Genomic DNA, 17,021 nt, shown 5'->3' with positions numbered 1-17,021 from the left:
CATTTTCACCTATGAGAGCCATCAAAAAAATACATCAATCAGAATATCGACCCATTGCAGATTTAATCACCTACAGTCCCATGCCAACCCGTAGCTTGGAAATGATTGATCCTTTTCTTTTTCTCAACCATCACGGATTCCAAACTTATCCTGCACCTAATCAAGGCTTGCCCTTTGGACCGCATCCCCATAGAGGAATGGAAACCGTAACATTTATTCTTGAAGGCGATATCATGCACAAAGATTCCTCAGGCCATGAATCAGTAATTGGCCCGGGTGGGGTCCAATACATGACCGCAGGAAAAGGGTTGATTCACGCAGAAGTTTCCAGTGATCAATTCAAAAAAACTGGAGGAGACTTAGAGATTTTACAGCTCTGGTTAAACCTTCCAGCATCCAAAAAAATGATGAACCCGAATTACATCGGTCTTCAAAAAGAGGAGATTCCAGAATTTGAATTAGATAATTCTAAAATCAAAGTACAACAACTTTTTGGGGAATGGAATGGTGTCAAAGGCGCTTTTGAAGGGACTTTTCCCATCACAATGAGTACCATTTACCTGGATAAAGGAAGCATATTTGAAAAGGAGATTCCCACAGAGGAAAACATTTTCTTCTACGTCGTCCGAGGCAAAGTGACGGTCAATGGCCAAGAAGTGGACTATCGGCAATTGGTTGAATTTGAAAATCAGGGAAGAAAAATTGAGGTTCAAGCTATTGAAAAATCAGTAATTATTTTGGGACATGCCACACCATTTAATGAACCCGTAGTGGCACAAGGCCCTTTTGTCATGAACTCAGAAGCTCAAATACGGGAAGCTTATCAAGATTACCAAAATGGAAAATTTGGAAGCTGGAACGGTTAACTATCAATAATATCTTGAGAAATCAATCGATAGATCTCAGCCAGTTCTGGATTAAAATTCAAAAATCGAAAATGATCCTCCAGGGTCTCAAAATCTTCTCGAATAGCAGGCCCAGTTTGGGCCTTTTTTGCTCCTATTTGAAGGCTTTTTGAAATGGTTTCGATGATTAAGGGTTTCATCATCTCAAAATCAAGCCCCTGTCTACGCATGATTTCCTCTGAAATCCGAATCATGTGATTGGAAAAATTACTGGCAAAAACTGCCGCAACGTGGATAGCCTTCCGGTCTTTGGACCGAACCTGGTAGCATTGGTTAGAAATGCTCTTTGCTAATTTTTTTAATTTTTGAAGAATTTCCTGATCCGCCGACTCAATCAAAAATGGAACTTCGGAAAGATCCATTTTTTGTCCAGCAGTAAAGGACTGCAGAGGATAAAAAATCCCGGTAAAACTTGCTGAACTATAGGACAAAATATCCAAGGGAAGTGTACCTGAAGTATGAACTAAAATGCTTTCTTCAGGTAAAATAATCGAATCTGCCACCTCTGCTACTGCATCATCTTTGATGGCAAGAATGAAAATTTCAGCCCGGCTTTCTGCAAAATCAAGATCCAGTTTCGGTTCAGTCGCGTAGAGCCGCTTCGTTACTTCCTCGGCTCCTTTAAGCGTACGGGCATACACTTCAGTGATTTCATGTCCTGCCTCTTCTAATGCAGGCGCCAAATGCCAAGCTACATTGCCTGCACCGATAATTGCTATTCGAAATTTCATCTTGGAAGTAAATCAATTTCTTTCAAAAAATAAAAGCCATTTCAACTAGTGAAATGGCTTTCTGTAAACGTGTTTTTCTCTGCTTAAATATGTAGGGCTCGGTTCTCCGTTGCAGCCAAACAGGCTTCTTTGAATGCTTCGGTATAGGTTGGATGTGCATGGGACATTCTAGCAATATCCTCAGCCGAAGCCCGGTACTCCATCGCTACTACAGCTTCAGCAATCATATCGGCGGTCCTTGGTCCGATCATATGAACACCCAATATTTCGTCTGTTTTCGAATCAGCAAGAACTTTCACCAGTCCATCGGTATCCATCGAGGCTCGAGCTCTTCCAGAGGCCATGAATGGGAATTTACCCGTTTTATAGGTAATTCCCTTTTCTTTCAACTGCTCCTCTGTATACCCTACTGAAGCAACCTCAGGCCAAGTGTATACCACTCCTGGAATCAAATTATAATTGATATGAGGCTTTTGCCCTGCAATCACTTCAGCAACAAACACACCTTCCTCTTCGGCTTTATGGGCAAGCATAGCCCCTTTGACTACGTCTCCTATCGCATAAATATTTGAAGAGGAAGTTTGTAAATGCCCATTCACTTCTACCTGACCTCGATCATTCAATTTCACTCCTGCGGCTTCGGCATTTAAGCCTTCGGTATAGGGTTTTCTACCAATCGAAACCAAGACGTAATCTCCTTTAATTTCAATAGTTTCACCTTTTCCATTTTCAGCTTTCACGGTAACTTCTTTGCCCTTACGCTCTACAGCAGTGACTTTATGTTTAAGGAAAAACTCAAAACCCAGCTTCTTCAATGATTTTTGAAGCTCTTTTCCCATGGTTTTGTCCATGGAAGGGATGAGCGAATCCATGTATTCCACCACGGAAACTTTAGAACCCATTCTACCATAAACTGAGCCGAGCTCCATCCCGATCACCCCGCCGCCAATGACGATGAGATGCTTTGGAATTTCTTTCATTTTTAAGGCTTCGGTAGAAGTAATAATTCGATCCTTATCTAATTTAATAAAAGGAAGTGAAGCTGGTTTAGAGCCCGTGGCAATGATGATATTTTTTCCTTTGATTTCTTCCGATTTTCCATCCTCTTTACTCACCTTCACCGTCGTGGCATCAACAAAAGAACCTACACCGTGGTGAACATCGATTTTGTTTTTCTTCATCAAAAACTGTATCCCATCCACATTTTGTTTGACCACGTCATCTTTACGGGCAATCATTTGCTTGAGATCCACCTTGAGATTGGACAGTTTGATTCCGTGAGTCTCAAAGGTATGGGCAGCATTATGGTAATGCTCTGAAGAATCCAACAAAGCCTTGGAAGGAATACAGCCGACATTCAAGCAAGTACCTCCTAGGGTTGAATATTTTTCAATTATGGCGGTTTTCATCCCTAGTTGCGCAGCACGGATAGCTGCTACATATCCTCCGGGACCAGAACCAATTACTATAACGTCATACATTTTTTCTTGAATTTTAGATACTAGCCCAAGACAAAAGGCTTGGTCTAAATGGGTTAAAAAAGAGACCAGTTCTACCTAGCCCTGCGTAAATCGTTTTTGTTAAATCGTTTTAACTTACACTCCAAAGAGAAGTCTAGTCGGATCTTCCAAAAGCTGCTTTACTCGGACCAAGAAACTCACAGACTCCCGTCCATCAATAATTCGGTGATCATAAGAAAGCGCCACATACATCATCGGAAGGATTTTCACTTCTCCATTAACCGCCATGGGTCGCTCTACAATATTATGCATCCCTAATATCGCAGACTGTGGGGCATTGATGATTGGGGTGGACATCATGGAACCAAATACCCCACCATTGGTAATCGTGAATGTACCCCCGGTCATCTCCTCAATAGAAAGCTTATTGTCACGAGCTTTGGTCGCTAGTCTTACCACTTCTTTCTCAATCTGATCAAAAGACATCTCCTCTGCATTTCTAATGACAGGAACAACCAAGCCTTTAGGCGCAGATACAGCTATGGAAATATCACAATACTCGTTGTAAACGATTTCATTTCCATCGATCTTGGCATTGACCGCCGGCCATTCTTGAAGTGCTACACAAACAGCCTTGGTAAAAAAGGACATAAATCCCAATCCAACTCCATGCTTTTCCTTGAACTGCTCTTTAAACTTAGTCCGTAAATCCATAATTGGTTTCATATTGACTTCATTGAAGGTAGTCAACATGGCGGTTTCATTTTTCACTGCTACCAACCGTCTGGAAACCGTCTTTCTCAAGGAAGACATTTTTTCTCTTCGCTCTTCTCTGGAGCCCGACACTTTAATAGCCTCACGAGGAGCTTCCTCCTTTTTAGGTTCCGTCTCCGAAGGAGTTGATTTGAGGGCACTCTGGGCATCCTCTTTGGTGATGCGACCATCTTTTCCAGTGCCCTTGACCTGTTCAGCCTTTATCCCCTTTTCTGCCAAAATTTTGGAAGCTGCTGGAGAGGCATGGCCAGTGGCATAATTTTCTTTTTCTTCCGTAGTACTGGAGGCAGACATGCTCTCCTGCTTCTTTGGATCAGAGGTGGAGGATGCCTCAGGTTCTCCATCAGTTACTTCTATTTTGCAGATCATTCCGCCAATCTCTAAGGTGTCGCCCTCAGCGGCTACATGTCTTAAAATACCGGAAGCCTCAGCAGGAAGCTCAAATGTAGCCTTATCAGAATCCACTTCTGCAATGATTTCGTCTAGCTTAACATAGTCTCCATCATTTTTAATCCAATTGGCCAACGTAACTTCAGTGATCGACTCACCGACCGTAGGGACGACCATTTCTTTGACTTCGCCTGTCTTTTTCGATGAAGAGGAACCTACTGATTTTTCTTCATTCTTTTCCGATTTGGACTCTTCGGATTTTACTCCAGAGTCAGCTTCCTCAATCACGCAGATGACTGCGCCGATTTCTAAGGTATCGCCTTCTTCTGCTTTGATTCTTAGCGTTCCTGCCGCTTCTGCTGGCAATTCAAATGTTGCTTTGTCGGACTCAAGCTCACAGAGAACCTCATCCATTTGAACGGTATCCCCGTCTTTTTTAAACCACTGGCCAATCGTGACCTCCGTAATAGACTCTCCTACTGCGGGAACTTTGATTTCTTTGCTCATGTGTTGTTCTGTTATGATTTTGCCAGCAGGGCAAAAATGACAAAATGATTATTCTGTAATAAAGACAATTTACAATTTTAGGGCTTTGGAAATAATGGATTTTTGTTCTTCGACGTGAACTTTATTATAACCGGTAGCAGGAGAAGCACTCATTTTTCTGGCAATCAAATCCATCGGAAGTTCTTTGTACAAGAGCCGGAGAATATACGTCCAGTAACCCATGTTTTCAGGTTCCTCTTGAACCCATACCAATTCGGCATCTTGGTAGGCTTTAACCGCTTCCACAATTTGTTTGATGGGAAGTGGATGGAGTTGCTCAATACGGATAATAGCGACGTCTTTAATTTTCTCCTTTTCTCTAGCTTCATCCAAATCGTAGTAAATTTTGCCTGAGCAGAGCACTACCCTTTTTACATCTTTCACCTCCACAGTAGAATCTAGGATAATCTCTCTAAATCTTCCTTGGGTGAATTCCTCCACTGGAGACATGACTTTTGGATGCCTCAGTAAAGACTTAGGAGACATGACAATACAAGGCTTTCTGAATTCCCAGGTCAATTGTCTTCGTAGCATATGGAAGAAATTGGAAGGTTCAGTGATATTGGCCACGACCATATTGTATTCGGCCGATAACTGCAAAAATCGTTCAGGTCTAGCATTGGAATGCTCCGGACCTTGACCTTCATAGCCGTGAGGCAGAAGCATGACCAGTCCATTCTGCTTTTGCCATTTAGATTCGCCTGAGGAAATAAACTGATCGATCATCGTCTGAGCTCCATTGGCAAAATCCCCAAATTGAGCTTCCCAAATGGTCAACGAATGTGGATTTGCCATGGCATAGCCATACTCAAAACCCAGAACGGCGTATTCTGATAGAAGAGAGTTATAAATGTAAAATTGCCCTTTTCTATCCTTCATTTCCCGAAGGGAATTATAAGGCTGATTGGAATTCGCATCATGCAAGACCGCATGGCGGTGAGAAAAAGTCCCTCTCTGAACGTCCTGTCCCGTCAATCGAACGGTTTTCCCCTCTAAAAGCAAGGAACCATAAGCCAGAAGCTCTGCTGATGCCCAGTTGAGCGACTTAGACTTAAAGAACATTTCTTTCCGTTGCTTCATCTGCACCTCAATCTGTTTAATGGCTTTGAATCCTTTGGGAATTACCGTTAAGGCCTCTGCCACTGTTTTGATCGCTTCCTCAGAGATACCGGTTTGAGGAGATTGCAAAAAGTCATCCGGATTGGATCTTCTCAAACTTCCCCATTCTTGCTCAAATTTGGTGGCTTGATAGGGCAAAGGTTTTTCCTTTACCATATTTAATCGGTCCTGAAGCAATTGACGAAACTCCTCATCCATTTGTTTGGCAATCTTGGCATCTAGGTCTCCTCGCTCGGTCAATCGCTTAATATATACCTCTCTTGGATTGGGGTGTTTTGAAATGATGTTGTAAAGTTCGGGCTGGGTAAATTTCGGTTCATCCGATTCATTGTGTCCGTGCCGGCGATAGCAGACCATATCTACAAAAATATCCTTGCCAAATTTTTGACGGAATTCAGCAGCGAGTCTGGCTGCAAATACCACGGCTTCTGCATTATCGCCATTGACGTGAATCACCGGGGCATCGATGATTTTAGCTACATCGGTGCAATAAATAGAGCTTCGAGCATCATCAAAATCAGTGGTAAAACCAACTTGATTATTAATGACAAAATGGATAGTCCCCCCAGTGTGATACCCTTTTAACCCAGCCATTTGGGTTACTTCATAAACGATTCCCTGTCCTGCTACCGCAGCATCTCCATGAATTAAAATCGGCAGAGCTTTCGTCGCATCACCCTGATGCTGAGAATCAATTTTTGCACGAATAAATCCTTCTACCACCGGATTTACAGCTTCAAGGTGGGATGGATTGGGAGCGAGTTTAAGGTGAACTTTTTTCTCATCTGGAGTCACAATGTCAGAGGAGTAGCCCATATGGTATTTTACGTCCCCATCACCCATAGTGAGGTCTGGCTTGGCCGTGCCTTCAAATTCAGAAAAAATCTGCTCATAGGTTTTGCCCATGATATTGGCTAAAACATTTAGTCGGCCTCTGTGAGCCATACCAATCATGACTTCTTCCACTCCCCCCTTTGCAGCAGTATTGATTGCGGCATCAAGGAAAGGTATTGTACTTTCTCCGCCTTCCAATGAAAATCTTTTCTGTCCGAGGTATTTGGTGTGCAAAAAGTTTTCAAAGACCACGGCTTGATTTAGCTTAAACAAAATGCGTTTTTTCTCCTCCGTGGATGGGTTGAAAGCTAAAGCCTCCTTTTCAATCTTGGTTTTTAACCAATCCAAAATTTCCGGGTCACGAATGTAAAGATATTCAAAACCCATTGGGCCTTCGTAAATGGTTTTTAGCGCCTCAATGATGGAAGAGAGTTTCGCTTTTCCAATTCCGATCTCATTCCCTGCTTGAAATTCGGAGTCCATATCCTCTTTACTCAATCCAAAATCCTGAGGATCGATCAAGGCCTTTCGATCTCTTCTTTCTCTTACAGGATTTGTTTTAGAACGTAAGTGAGCTCTCGAACGATGAGCATGAATTAAAGCCCTAACTTTTATTTCTTTGGGCAGCTGCTCCATATCCATGATGGTACCCGGAGTAGCTAAGGAACCGTTTTTTGGTGTAGGTTGGGCGGTAAGTTGCCCATTCTCCTCTTCCCCATAATTGGTCAAAGCAAAATCAAAGCCTTGGAAAAATTCTTTCCAACTTGGGTCAATGGAATCTGGGTCTTGTTTGAAGGATTGATACAGCTCATCGATGTAGGAAACATGAGCGTTGGCGATGTATGAAAATTTGTCCATGACAGTTTTTTAGATACCTACAAAACTACATGAGATTATTGGTATAAAAAAACCGCTTATTTGCTTTTGCAAATATACGTTTTAAATAAAAATCGGCGCTAAAAATTAGACGCCGATTAGTAGAATTCTAAGTTAAATAATTAATCAACTTTTGTCAAAGTTAACTCCACAGGCGAGGTAACACCACAATCTCCTGTTACATCGTCAATAAACTTAATTGTAATGACAGAATCATCGCTAATATCATAAGTTGCCAAATCACTATTATCCGACTCCCACAATATGGTATCTGTGCAGCCAGCCCCAGCTCCCTCCTCAGGTTTTACAATATTGCCACATGAAAATTCAATCGTAAAAGTCCTTGTAGTAAATCCACCAAGATAATTTACAGTAAATGATCTTCTTGTTGCGTTTCCTGAAACTGGCTCAAGAGTTACAGTCTCTTCAACAAATCGGGTCGGGTTACCAAAGAAAGGATCTGCTCCGCCCTGAGTTTGAGTAAGCTCGTATTCACCCACGGCATAATCATCCCCAACCGGGCAGACTACACTCACATTATATTGAAAAGGAGAATCATAAAATGGCGCTCCAGCGACGTTTGTAGTTACATTGTTTGTACTAAAAGACCGACCAAAGCGGTCATTTAACACCAGCCTAAACTCAAACACATCCCCACCTTCAAGTTCGTCGAATGTTAGCCCGACAGCTTCTACAGCCTCTGAAGCCGGAATATCAAAGCTTGCTCTTAAAAACCTGGATTCGGAGTTTGGAGCAAAATCTGATGCTTCCAACGTTCTAACCAACACATCTTCCTGAGGAGTAAATTCCAAACCTACTCCAGGAATCAATCGTCTATGGCGAACTCGGATTTCAACCGTTTCCACGGTCCCTCCATCTTCGATATCTACAGCTTCCAAAGTCAAGGCAAAGTTTGAATTGGTCAAATCAAAGAAATTGAAAGTAGTACTTGTACGATCAATAGTCCTCAGGTAAGCTCCAGTGTCAAACTCCGAATAAGGAATATTAGGCTCAACGAAGTCTCGGCAAGAGCTCAGCATAACTAAGGTTCCTACCAATAATCCGAAACTATATTTAATTATTTTCATCTTGTCTAAAATTTATTGGTTAGTAAACCCAAGCGTTTCCAGAAGGATTATTATCCCAAAACACCTGTACCGATTGATCGGCTTTTTGCTGAGCATTGATATTGGTTACCATATAATTGTTTGGATAGAAGAATGAGCGAGGAAAAACCCCAGGGTTTGGCTCCAAGCCCGGCTGCATATTGTCAGGCTTCCCAGTTCTTCTGTAAAGGTTATAGGCCTCTATTCCATTTCCATAAAGGGCTAGCCAGTATTCACGCCCGATGATGTTTAAACGCTCATCGTCATCTTCGGCACCATCAAATTCATCATCTACATAAGCTAGATAATCCATTACTTCTTCCTCCAGGTCGATTTCTTCTTCAGTCAAGAACGCACTGATGTTACCTGCATCAGCGGAGGCTAAACTCCAATCAATCATATAATTCATTTGCTTCTCGATCCCAGAAAGAAGGTATTCCTTAGCATCACCGGAAGTATCCAAAGTGAAGGCTGCTTCAGCTAGCATAAAATCAACATAAGCTGCCAACATAATTGGATGGATACCCGCTCCTTGTGCTCCTAATGAAGGATCATTTACAGGAGTAGCCGAATCATCATCAAACCGACCCCCGGCAGGGTATACTCCCCAAGCAGTTCTCAACAATCCATCTGGTGGAATACCATCCGGATCCAGGTGATCACGCCCCCAATAGCCTCTATCACCTGGAAGGCAATAAATGAAGCCACCGACCAAATAGTGAGCTGGAGGTAATTGGGTGATACACTCAATTTCATCCGAATTGGTGGAGTTAACCAGTGTTTGACGATAGAAATAGAAACGTGCTCTAGGATCATCAAATCCTTTTTGCTCAGTCAAATGCCACATGTAATAAGTAGACTGATAATCGCCTCCACCAGATGTGTACTGCCCAGCAAATCGAGGATGTCTGGAATCCGGGTCAGCATTTCTAGTCCCAAACTGGAACACAAAATCATCGCCTTCTTGCAATAAATTATCCTCGGAAATCAAGGCATTGATCCCTGAAGTAGAACCACTGGCATCGATCAACCGCCGATTAAGGTAATAGCGCAGCTTTAAGGTATTGACCATTCTGACCCACTTGTCATAATCTCCACCATAATAGTAGTCATTAGGCTCACCGGCTGATTCTGCAGAAAAATGCCCTGCAGCCTCATTAAGAGCGGCTAAAGCGGCATCGTAAACGGATTCACCAGAGTCAGTAGCTGGATTAAATTCAGTCGGATCCAAGGCTTGAGAAAAAGGAATGTCTCCATAAGAATCCACCAGGTTGAATAAGACCATAGCCTTGATGGTTTTGGCGATCCCCAGATGTCTTTGAAAATTCCCCTCTTCAGCCAATGGCTCAAGAAACTGAATATCCTGTAAAATATTGGCATAGGCATTTGACCAATATCCGTTTGTTGTCGTCGGAGTATAAGCTCCCTCGTATTGTGCTGAACCCTGATTGAGCATTCTGGTCAACCGCATGCCGTGGTTGCCAATGGTATTAAACAAATTTTGGTAATCGAGCTGAATATTGTTTAATAGAAAATCAGGAGATGCTGTATCGGCATTGACCGCATTAGGGTTTTCCAGAAGATCAAGATCACAGGAAACCGCAAACAGGGTACTGAATGCCAGCATTAAGCTATATATTTTCTTTTTCATGGTATTGTCTGTTTGTGGTTTAGAATGCCAATGTTAAGGTTCCACCAAATCTTCTGGAGCTAGGTCCAGTTACGAAGTCAAATCCTAAACCATTCCCTACACCAGTTCCCAACACATCGGTATCGTAATTCATGTTTGGCGGGAAATTTAACGCGAGAAACCAAAGGTTGGTCCCGCTAAGGGCAAGAGAAGCTCTCTTAAAAGGAGTCTTAGAGACCAAGCTAGAAGGCAAGGCATATCCAAGTGAAACTTCTCTCAATCGGATCATGGAGCCATCAAATACATTAGGCTCATCAGTGGCTCCCTGATATCCGGCAAAGAAGTAATCCGATGCGGTGATTTGGATGTCATTAGGAGTACCATCCTCTTTCACGCCCGGCATAATAAAGGTCAACTCGCGATCGGCAACTGGATCTTTGGTTACCCCTCGAGCCAAGGTGGCCGTTACCGTATTGGAGAAAATAGCTCCCTTATGACGGTATTCCATCATGGCAGAAAGCGTGAATCCCTTATATGAGAACGAATTGATCCAGGATCCATTCCATCGTGGATTGGGATCACCAAGAATCTGTAGATCTGCCGCTGGCTTTTGAAGACCATTTGACAATATAATGGGTTGTCCAGTCTGCTCATCACGTTCAAAACCAATCCCTTTAATAATGTTAAAAGGCTCTCCAGGGATCGCAAAATTACCTAAGGTTGTAAATCCTGCTACTACGATTTCCTCCAGTCCACCACCTAGCTCAACAGTCACTGAGCGATACAATCCCCAGTTAACCGTGGAGTTCCAAAGGAATCCTGAAGCCGTAGATACTGGAGTTACCGTTGCCTGGAATTCTACACCGCGAGTTCTGATCTTACCAATGTTAATCGCAGTGGATGTAAATCCAGTAGAGGGATCAATTGGAGCTTGCGTAATCAAGTCTTGGGTATTCTTTTGATACAACGAAAGATCAAAAGTCAACTTATTATTAAACATCACCGCCTCGATTCCCAATTCAGTCTCTTCATGCAGCTCAGGCTTCAAATTTGCATTTCCCAATAAATTGGAAACGGAGTGAGTAGCTGTCACGGCACCGTCGCGATCAAAAGCTCTAGCGCTTTGGGCAAGAATATTTCGTGTCCGGTAGGGAGATGGGAATCCTGCTGAGGTACCATACCCTAATCGAATTTTCAAATCATTGACCACATTGGAATTCCAATCAAAGGCCGAAGCAGGAATAAAGGAAACCGAAGCTCCCGGATACAGGATTCTTCTATTTTCTGGTTCTACAGTAGAAGTCCAGTCATTTCGGGCCGAAAGATTCAAATACAGGTAATTTTTATAATCCAAGGTCACATTGGCATAAACCCCCATTCTTCGCTCCTCCTGTGTTCTATTGAGGTTATTACCAGTATAGGCGTCATTGGAAGAGGATTGGGCAAAGTTAGAGTGACGGAACAAATCAAAAGCTAATTGCCCCTGAGAAGCTACTCCGTTTTGACGATACGTATCATAGCGGGAGTTTCCACCAATCAACGCTGTCATCCCAAAATCATCGGAGAATTCCTTACTCCAATTGATGATTAAATCTTGGTTCCAGATGGTATTGGTAATATTGGTAGATCGGTAATAACCCGTTTGGGTAGCCAAACTTGAAGAAGGCCCCCCTCTATTGTATCGCGCTTCCTGCAATTCGGTGTAGGTATCCAGTCCAATTCGATAGGTGATAAAGAAATCATCATTAATATCGTAATTGATGGAAGTTGAATTAAAGAAACGCTGAACATCAGAAGTGTTTTGATAATTATTCACCAACCAGATGGGGTTGACGATATCATTCCCGCCTCTGTAATAAACAGAACTTCTGTCAACTGGATTTTCCCAAGGCAATCCCCCCAAATCCACAGATCTAGGAGTATATAACACGTGGGCAAAAACTGAAGGAATACCTCCGGATGGACCTGAACCAAAGGCCGCATTAACAGGTGGCGACTGTAGATCGGTAATCGCAAAAGTAAACGAAGATTTAACGGATAATTTTTCAGTTACTGCTGAATTGATTCCCAACCCAAAATTGTATTTCTTCAGTTCATTTCCTGGAGTAAAGCCTTCCTCATCAGTGTATCCGAAACTTGCATTGTAACTGGTGTTATCCGACCCCCCAGCAACCTGAATCGAAGTATTGCTGATTAGTCCCTGACGGAAGAACACTTCAGAGGGATCAGCATAAGCCTTGTATTCATATTGAACTGGAGTCCCATCCGCATTGAAGAACTCAGGGAATGCATTTCGGATAGATGCAAGGGATGAGGTAGCATAAGGATGATTAACAGTTAATCCCTGATCCATTCTTGGTCCAAAATTGGAAAAGAAGAATCCTGGTGCCTGCTGAAATCCATTACCGTAAATTTGACCGTAGGTAGGCAAAGAAGCTGCCTCATTGGTAAATACAGATTGATTGATGGTTACTTCGGCAGCTTTTCTTTTAGATGCACCAGACTTGGTGGTAATTAAAATTACACCATTTCGTCCTTGGTCACCGTAAAGAACCGTAGCAGACAAGCCTTTCAACACTGACATGGACTCGATATTATTCGGGTCAATATCCAAGAAACGAGAGGAGGTCGTCGCTCCACCTGTAGTAAATCCATTCTCAGCATTAGTACTGGTGTTAAATGGCACTCCATCCACAACGAATAAAGGCTGATTGGAACCGGTTGCAGAGGAATACCCTCTGATCACCATGTTCGTTCCCGAACCTGACATCCCGTTAGTGGAAGTAATGTTAACACCCGGCACCTTTCCTTGCAATACGCGGGCAACGTCTTGCTCTGGACGATTCTCGAGTTGCTCGCTACCCACAGAGGTAACTCCATAACCCAAGGCTTTCTTTTCCCTTTCGATCCCAATCGCTGTTACTACCACCTCGGATAGTTGAGCCGCATCGGCGGTAAGGGTAACATTGATCACGGTTCGATTTCCGATCACCTCTTCTTTAGGCTCTAGGCCCACAAAAGAGAAAATCAGGACATCAGAACCCGCAGGTACTTCAAGAGAGTAATTACCATCCAAATCGGTGGTAGTACCCACTGTCGTACCTTTTACGAGGACAGTTGCACCTGGCAAGCCTAGTCCATCTTCGTCGGAAATTACCGTTCCGGTAATTACCCGCTGCTGCGCAGACACCTCATAACTGAGTGTCAGGGTGAAAAGCGCAACAACAAAGAGTAAAGCTTTTCTCATAAGGTATTTAGTTTAGTTGATACGTAAATAAAATCCCTTTCAATTGAATTTCAAAATGAGCTCATATTCTCAAAAAAATATTTTTAATACTAATTTTTATATTTTTATTTATATTTTTTTAGATAAAAAATTGATTAAGTTATATCATGTTACCCCTATATTACTTTATTAAGATTTTTTGCAGGCAGGCGGTTAAAAGTTTGTTTAAACGGCGAGAGTAATTGATTATTCTGAATAAACTGGATTATTAACAAAAATTAACTGAATCATCCTTATAATTTAACTTTCACAGAATATTATTCTGTATTAAGGAGAATCGTAAATTATTTCAAAAAAAAATTTTCCTTGGTATATCTTTATTTCATTTACCAAAATTTACATCTTACTTGAAAATATAAAATTTCATCTAAGAAGAAGGTGTTTTTAACAAAAAAAATTTTGTAATTCAACCTCTCAAAAAGATCTTTTTTGAAAAAAAATTAAATTTTTCTCAATCCTGATAAAAATTCAAACAGTAAAATCGCAATTCATTGAAAAAATCAGAATTTTTGGGCTCATTTCTAACCATTATTACCAATTTAAAAGGAATATCTTAAAGTAAAGGCTGCCTCATCTTCCCAAAGTGTAGTAAAGTCTTCAAAATTATATGCGGGTTTCCAGTAAAAACCTACATAAAAATTACTTCGATTAATATTATATTCTAGCCCCACGATCGCATCTACCCCAAATACTTGATAATCCTGATCAATTTTATACACCCAAGGTGGTTCTCCTTTACCATCCTTCCATATCCCGTAATGCGCTCCTCCCCCTAAATACCATTCCAACCCTTCAAACTCCCGAATGTCCATGTGATGCTCATATAACAGAGCTCCAACCCAGCCTTTCCAGCGATTGTAAACCAAAAGATCAATAGCCCCCTGCTCAGAAATAAATTGCTTTACGGTGCCTCCTACATTGGTGCCACCGGTGACTCCAACCATCGTGTTGTATGCGCCTACTTGAGCTTTTGCCTCTTGGCTATTCCAAAAAATAAGGAAACTGACTGCAAATGATAGATATAAAACTCGTTTCATAAAGCTTGATTTTTCACAATTTGGTCAAAAAGTAAAAACTTTTTCCGGGCTTATACAATAGTCCAGAGAAATATCATGTGATTCTTTAGGAAGCCGATCCTCTGGGGGGAAAAAGCTTAAACCGATTTTTAAGACCTTTGGGCTTAATTTTGCTAAAAACACATCATAATAACCTTTTCCAAAACCAATTCTTCCCCCTTCTAAATCATAGGCGAGCAAAGGGACAAATACCAAATCGATGGCCTCAATACCCACCACATCAAAGGTTTCAGGAATCGGAATTCCCCAATGATCTGGGATCAATTTCACCCCCCGTGGAATCGTCAATACTTCCATCTCCAAGCTTCCCCGCTTTACTTTAGAAGTGAAAAGCATCAAGCCTTTATCCCAAAGAAACTGAAGAATTGGCAGCGTATCTACTTCCACTTGTCGCTCAATGGGCAAAAAAATATGAATCCCACTGACATCAGGTCGTTTATTCAAAAAATCAAAAACTTTTTCCTGAATTCTTTTGTTCCTGGCCGCCCGGTCTTGCCCGGAAAGCATCGCGCGCTGAAGGGTGTATTTTTTACGGACTTCCGTTTTATCCATAGTCAATATTCCAAAACCACCATTCTAAAGTCCAAAGGATCAAAACTTGCTTGTAATTTTTCGATCAGCTGCTCATCTGCCAAATAAAATTGCATCATATTTACCACCCGCTCTTGAGGAGATCCGTCCGGTTTGATGTATTCTTCTACTGCGACAGATCGATCCAGCATAACTTTTTGCTTTCGCTCCTCTGCTTTTCGGATTTTATTCCCCATCTGGTCCAAAATTTTAAAGGCTCGCACTTTGGCTGCCTCAAAAGACTCTTTCAAACTTTTTTCCAACAGCGCAGCACTTTCACCTCGGGCATCAAACAAGGATTCGATCGCCTCCCGCTCCACAGTCATTGCCAAGTCTTCCTGAGCGTGTTTGCAGACAAAATCCCTCCTCCAGCGATCCATATCCCCAAAGAGGTCCTCAGGAGTGAATTCCAATTGTTGAATTTTTCGCTGAATTTCAGTGCCTAGAATTAAAGCAAAATTTCGAGGTAAAAGAATGGGAAATGCTTCCTGAAACAACTCAAAAACACCGCGCAACTGCAACCAATATACCACTTCAGCTGGTCCCCCCAAATAAGCTATGTTGGGTAGAATCATTTCTTGATATAACGGTCTCAGCACCACATTAGGACTGAATCGCTCGGGATGGTTTTCGATTTCCAAATTCAATTCTTCCTTAGAAAAGGTCCAATCAGAATTCAAGACATAATACCGATCTTTCCGTTTTTCAATCCGTTCACGAATGCCTTCTTTCAAATAGAAAAAATTAATCTCCCTGGGAAAAATTTGACCTCCGTAACCAAGAGATTCCAGGGATTCGGTCTTTTGGATAGCCGCTTTGTAAGGACCGTGATTCAATAGATCCTCCTTCATCACTTCCTTAAACTCTGCTTTGAGGGGAAGGTCATGTCCGTCAATGATGAGCAATCCTTTTTCGCCGAACAATTCATGGATATATTTCCTAACCGCTTCTTTGAGTGTTTTTGAATTCGAATAGGCATTCCTAAAAACCTCTGGTGCAAAAGAAACCGTCTTTAGAAATTCCTTAAACGATTCATCCAATTTAAAATCTCCCACTGCCCCGGCCTGATCACTTTGCCAGCGGTATTTTTTTCCATCCAGTTTAAAATAATTAATCTCGTCAAAATCATGGTCCTCAGATGCCATCCAATACATGGGGACAAAGTGGTAGTCGGAGTATTCGTGGTTGAGTTTTTCAGCTAAATTTATCGTAGAGACGATTTTGTATATAAAATAAAGCGGCCCAGTAAAAAGATTAAGCTGATGCCCTGTGGTAACGGTAAATGTATTTTCGGAAGCCAGTCGGGAGAGCTGCTTTTTTTCTGCTTCAAAAAGAGAAATACCCTCATATTGATTTTCAAGACTTCGACAGAGAATCATTCGGTTTTGAGAAGTAAATTTTTTCTCCTTTATCGCATCCGGAAAACTCCCGAGTTTTGGCAAATGACGATAAAACGGCCTGAGTTCTTCCTTACCCTGGATGTAATCCAGAAAAAACGAGGAAAATTGGCCGGTTTTCTCAAAGTCAATCAAGTGCTTCTTCATGCGAATAGGGGGAGGATGATGGTCTTAGCTTCAAACTTTTTGGTTTTGACCAAAGTTCGACTTTTTTCTTAAAAATCGGGAATCTTCCACCAACGGGAAAAAATAAATGACAAATCCCATATTTTTGGAACAAAAGAGCCAGAAACGCATTTCTTTTTCAGCATGCTTAATTTC

General features: G+C 41.9%; 11 protein-coding genes. 1 reads left to right on the top strand and 10 read right to left on the bottom strand.

Features of this window, described 5'->3' with window-relative positions:
* The first annotated feature begins 11 nt into the window (after positions 1-11).
* Positions 12-866: a pirin family protein gene (locus tag Q0L00_RS13975; RefSeq protein ID WP_297337502.1), complete on the top strand. Its 855-nt coding sequence runs from the start codon at positions 12-14 to the stop codon at positions 864-866.
* Here the strand turns inward: Q0L00_RS13975 and Q0L00_RS13970 are convergent.
* The 10 genes from Q0L00_RS13970 to bshC form a co-directional block, all read right to left on the bottom strand.
* Positions 863-1,636, bottom strand: a complete 774-nt coding sequence (locus Q0L00_RS13970; protein ID WP_297337501.1) for a Rossmann-like and DUF2520 domain-containing protein — start codon at positions 1,634-1,636, stop codon at positions 863-865. The genes Q0L00_RS13975 and Q0L00_RS13970 overlap by 4 nt on opposite strands.
* A gap of 83 nt (positions 1,637-1,719) precedes the next feature.
* Positions 1,720-3,117: a dihydrolipoyl dehydrogenase gene (gene lpdA / locus Q0L00_RS13965; RefSeq protein ID WP_297337500.1), complete on the bottom strand. Its 1,398-nt coding sequence runs from the start codon at positions 3,115-3,117 to the stop codon at positions 1,720-1,722.
* A gap of 114 nt (positions 3,118-3,231) precedes the next feature.
* On the bottom strand, positions 3,232-4,767 hold the full coding sequence (gene odhB, locus Q0L00_RS13960) for a 2-oxoglutarate dehydrogenase complex dihydrolipoyllysine-residue succinyltransferase (RefSeq protein WP_297337499.1): 1,536 nt from the start codon (positions 4,765-4,767) through the stop codon (positions 3,232-3,234).
* 69 nt (positions 4,768-4,836) lie between these two features.
* On the bottom strand, positions 4,837-7,617 hold the full coding sequence (locus tag Q0L00_RS13955; RefSeq protein ID WP_297337498.1) for a 2-oxoglutarate dehydrogenase E1 component: 2,781 nt from the start codon (positions 7,615-7,617) through the stop codon (positions 4,837-4,839).
* Between the two features lie 140 nt (positions 7,618-7,757).
* Positions 7,758-8,723, bottom strand: a complete 966-nt coding sequence (locus Q0L00_RS13950; protein ID WP_297337497.1) for a hypothetical protein — start codon at positions 8,721-8,723, stop codon at positions 7,758-7,760.
* A 19-nt stretch (positions 8,724-8,742) separates the two neighbouring features.
* Positions 8,743-10,392 carry a SusD/RagB family nutrient-binding outer membrane lipoprotein gene (locus tag Q0L00_RS13945; protein ID WP_297337496.1) on the bottom strand — a complete coding sequence of 550 codons (1,650 nt, stop codon included), beginning with the start codon at positions 10,390-10,392 and terminating at the stop codon, positions 8,743-8,745.
* A gap of 19 nt (positions 10,393-10,411) precedes the next feature.
* Positions 10,412-13,618 carry a SusC/RagA family TonB-linked outer membrane protein gene (locus Q0L00_RS13940; protein WP_297337495.1) on the bottom strand — a complete coding sequence of 1,069 codons (3,207 nt, stop codon included), beginning with the start codon at positions 13,616-13,618 and terminating at the stop codon, positions 10,412-10,414.
* A gap of 578 nt (positions 13,619-14,196) precedes the next feature.
* Complete coding sequence (locus Q0L00_RS13935) at positions 14,197-14,694, bottom strand: hypothetical protein (RefSeq protein ID WP_297337494.1); 498 nt, start codon at positions 14,692-14,694, stop codon at positions 14,197-14,199.
* A 24-nt stretch (positions 14,695-14,718) separates the two neighbouring features.
* Positions 14,719-15,285 (bottom strand): 5-formyltetrahydrofolate cyclo-ligase, encoded by a 567-nt coding sequence (locus Q0L00_RS13930; RefSeq protein WP_297337493.1) that lies wholly within the window; start codon positions 15,283-15,285, stop codon positions 14,719-14,721.
* A gap of 2 nt (positions 15,286-15,287) precedes the next feature.
* Positions 15,288-16,847 carry a bacillithiol biosynthesis cysteine-adding enzyme BshC gene (gene bshC, locus Q0L00_RS13925; RefSeq protein ID WP_297337492.1) on the bottom strand — a complete coding sequence of 520 codons (1,560 nt, stop codon included), beginning with the start codon at positions 16,845-16,847 and terminating at the stop codon, positions 15,288-15,290.
* Positions 16,848-17,021 lie beyond the last annotated feature (174 nt).

The organism is Algoriphagus sp., from assembly GCF_024305035.1.
Classification (GTDB): domain Bacteria; phylum Bacteroidota; class Bacteroidia; order Cytophagales; family Cyclobacteriaceae; genus Algoriphagus.
The sequence above is the reverse complement of the archived record's forward strand: the minus strand, read 5'-3'. Positions and strand labels throughout refer to the sequence as shown.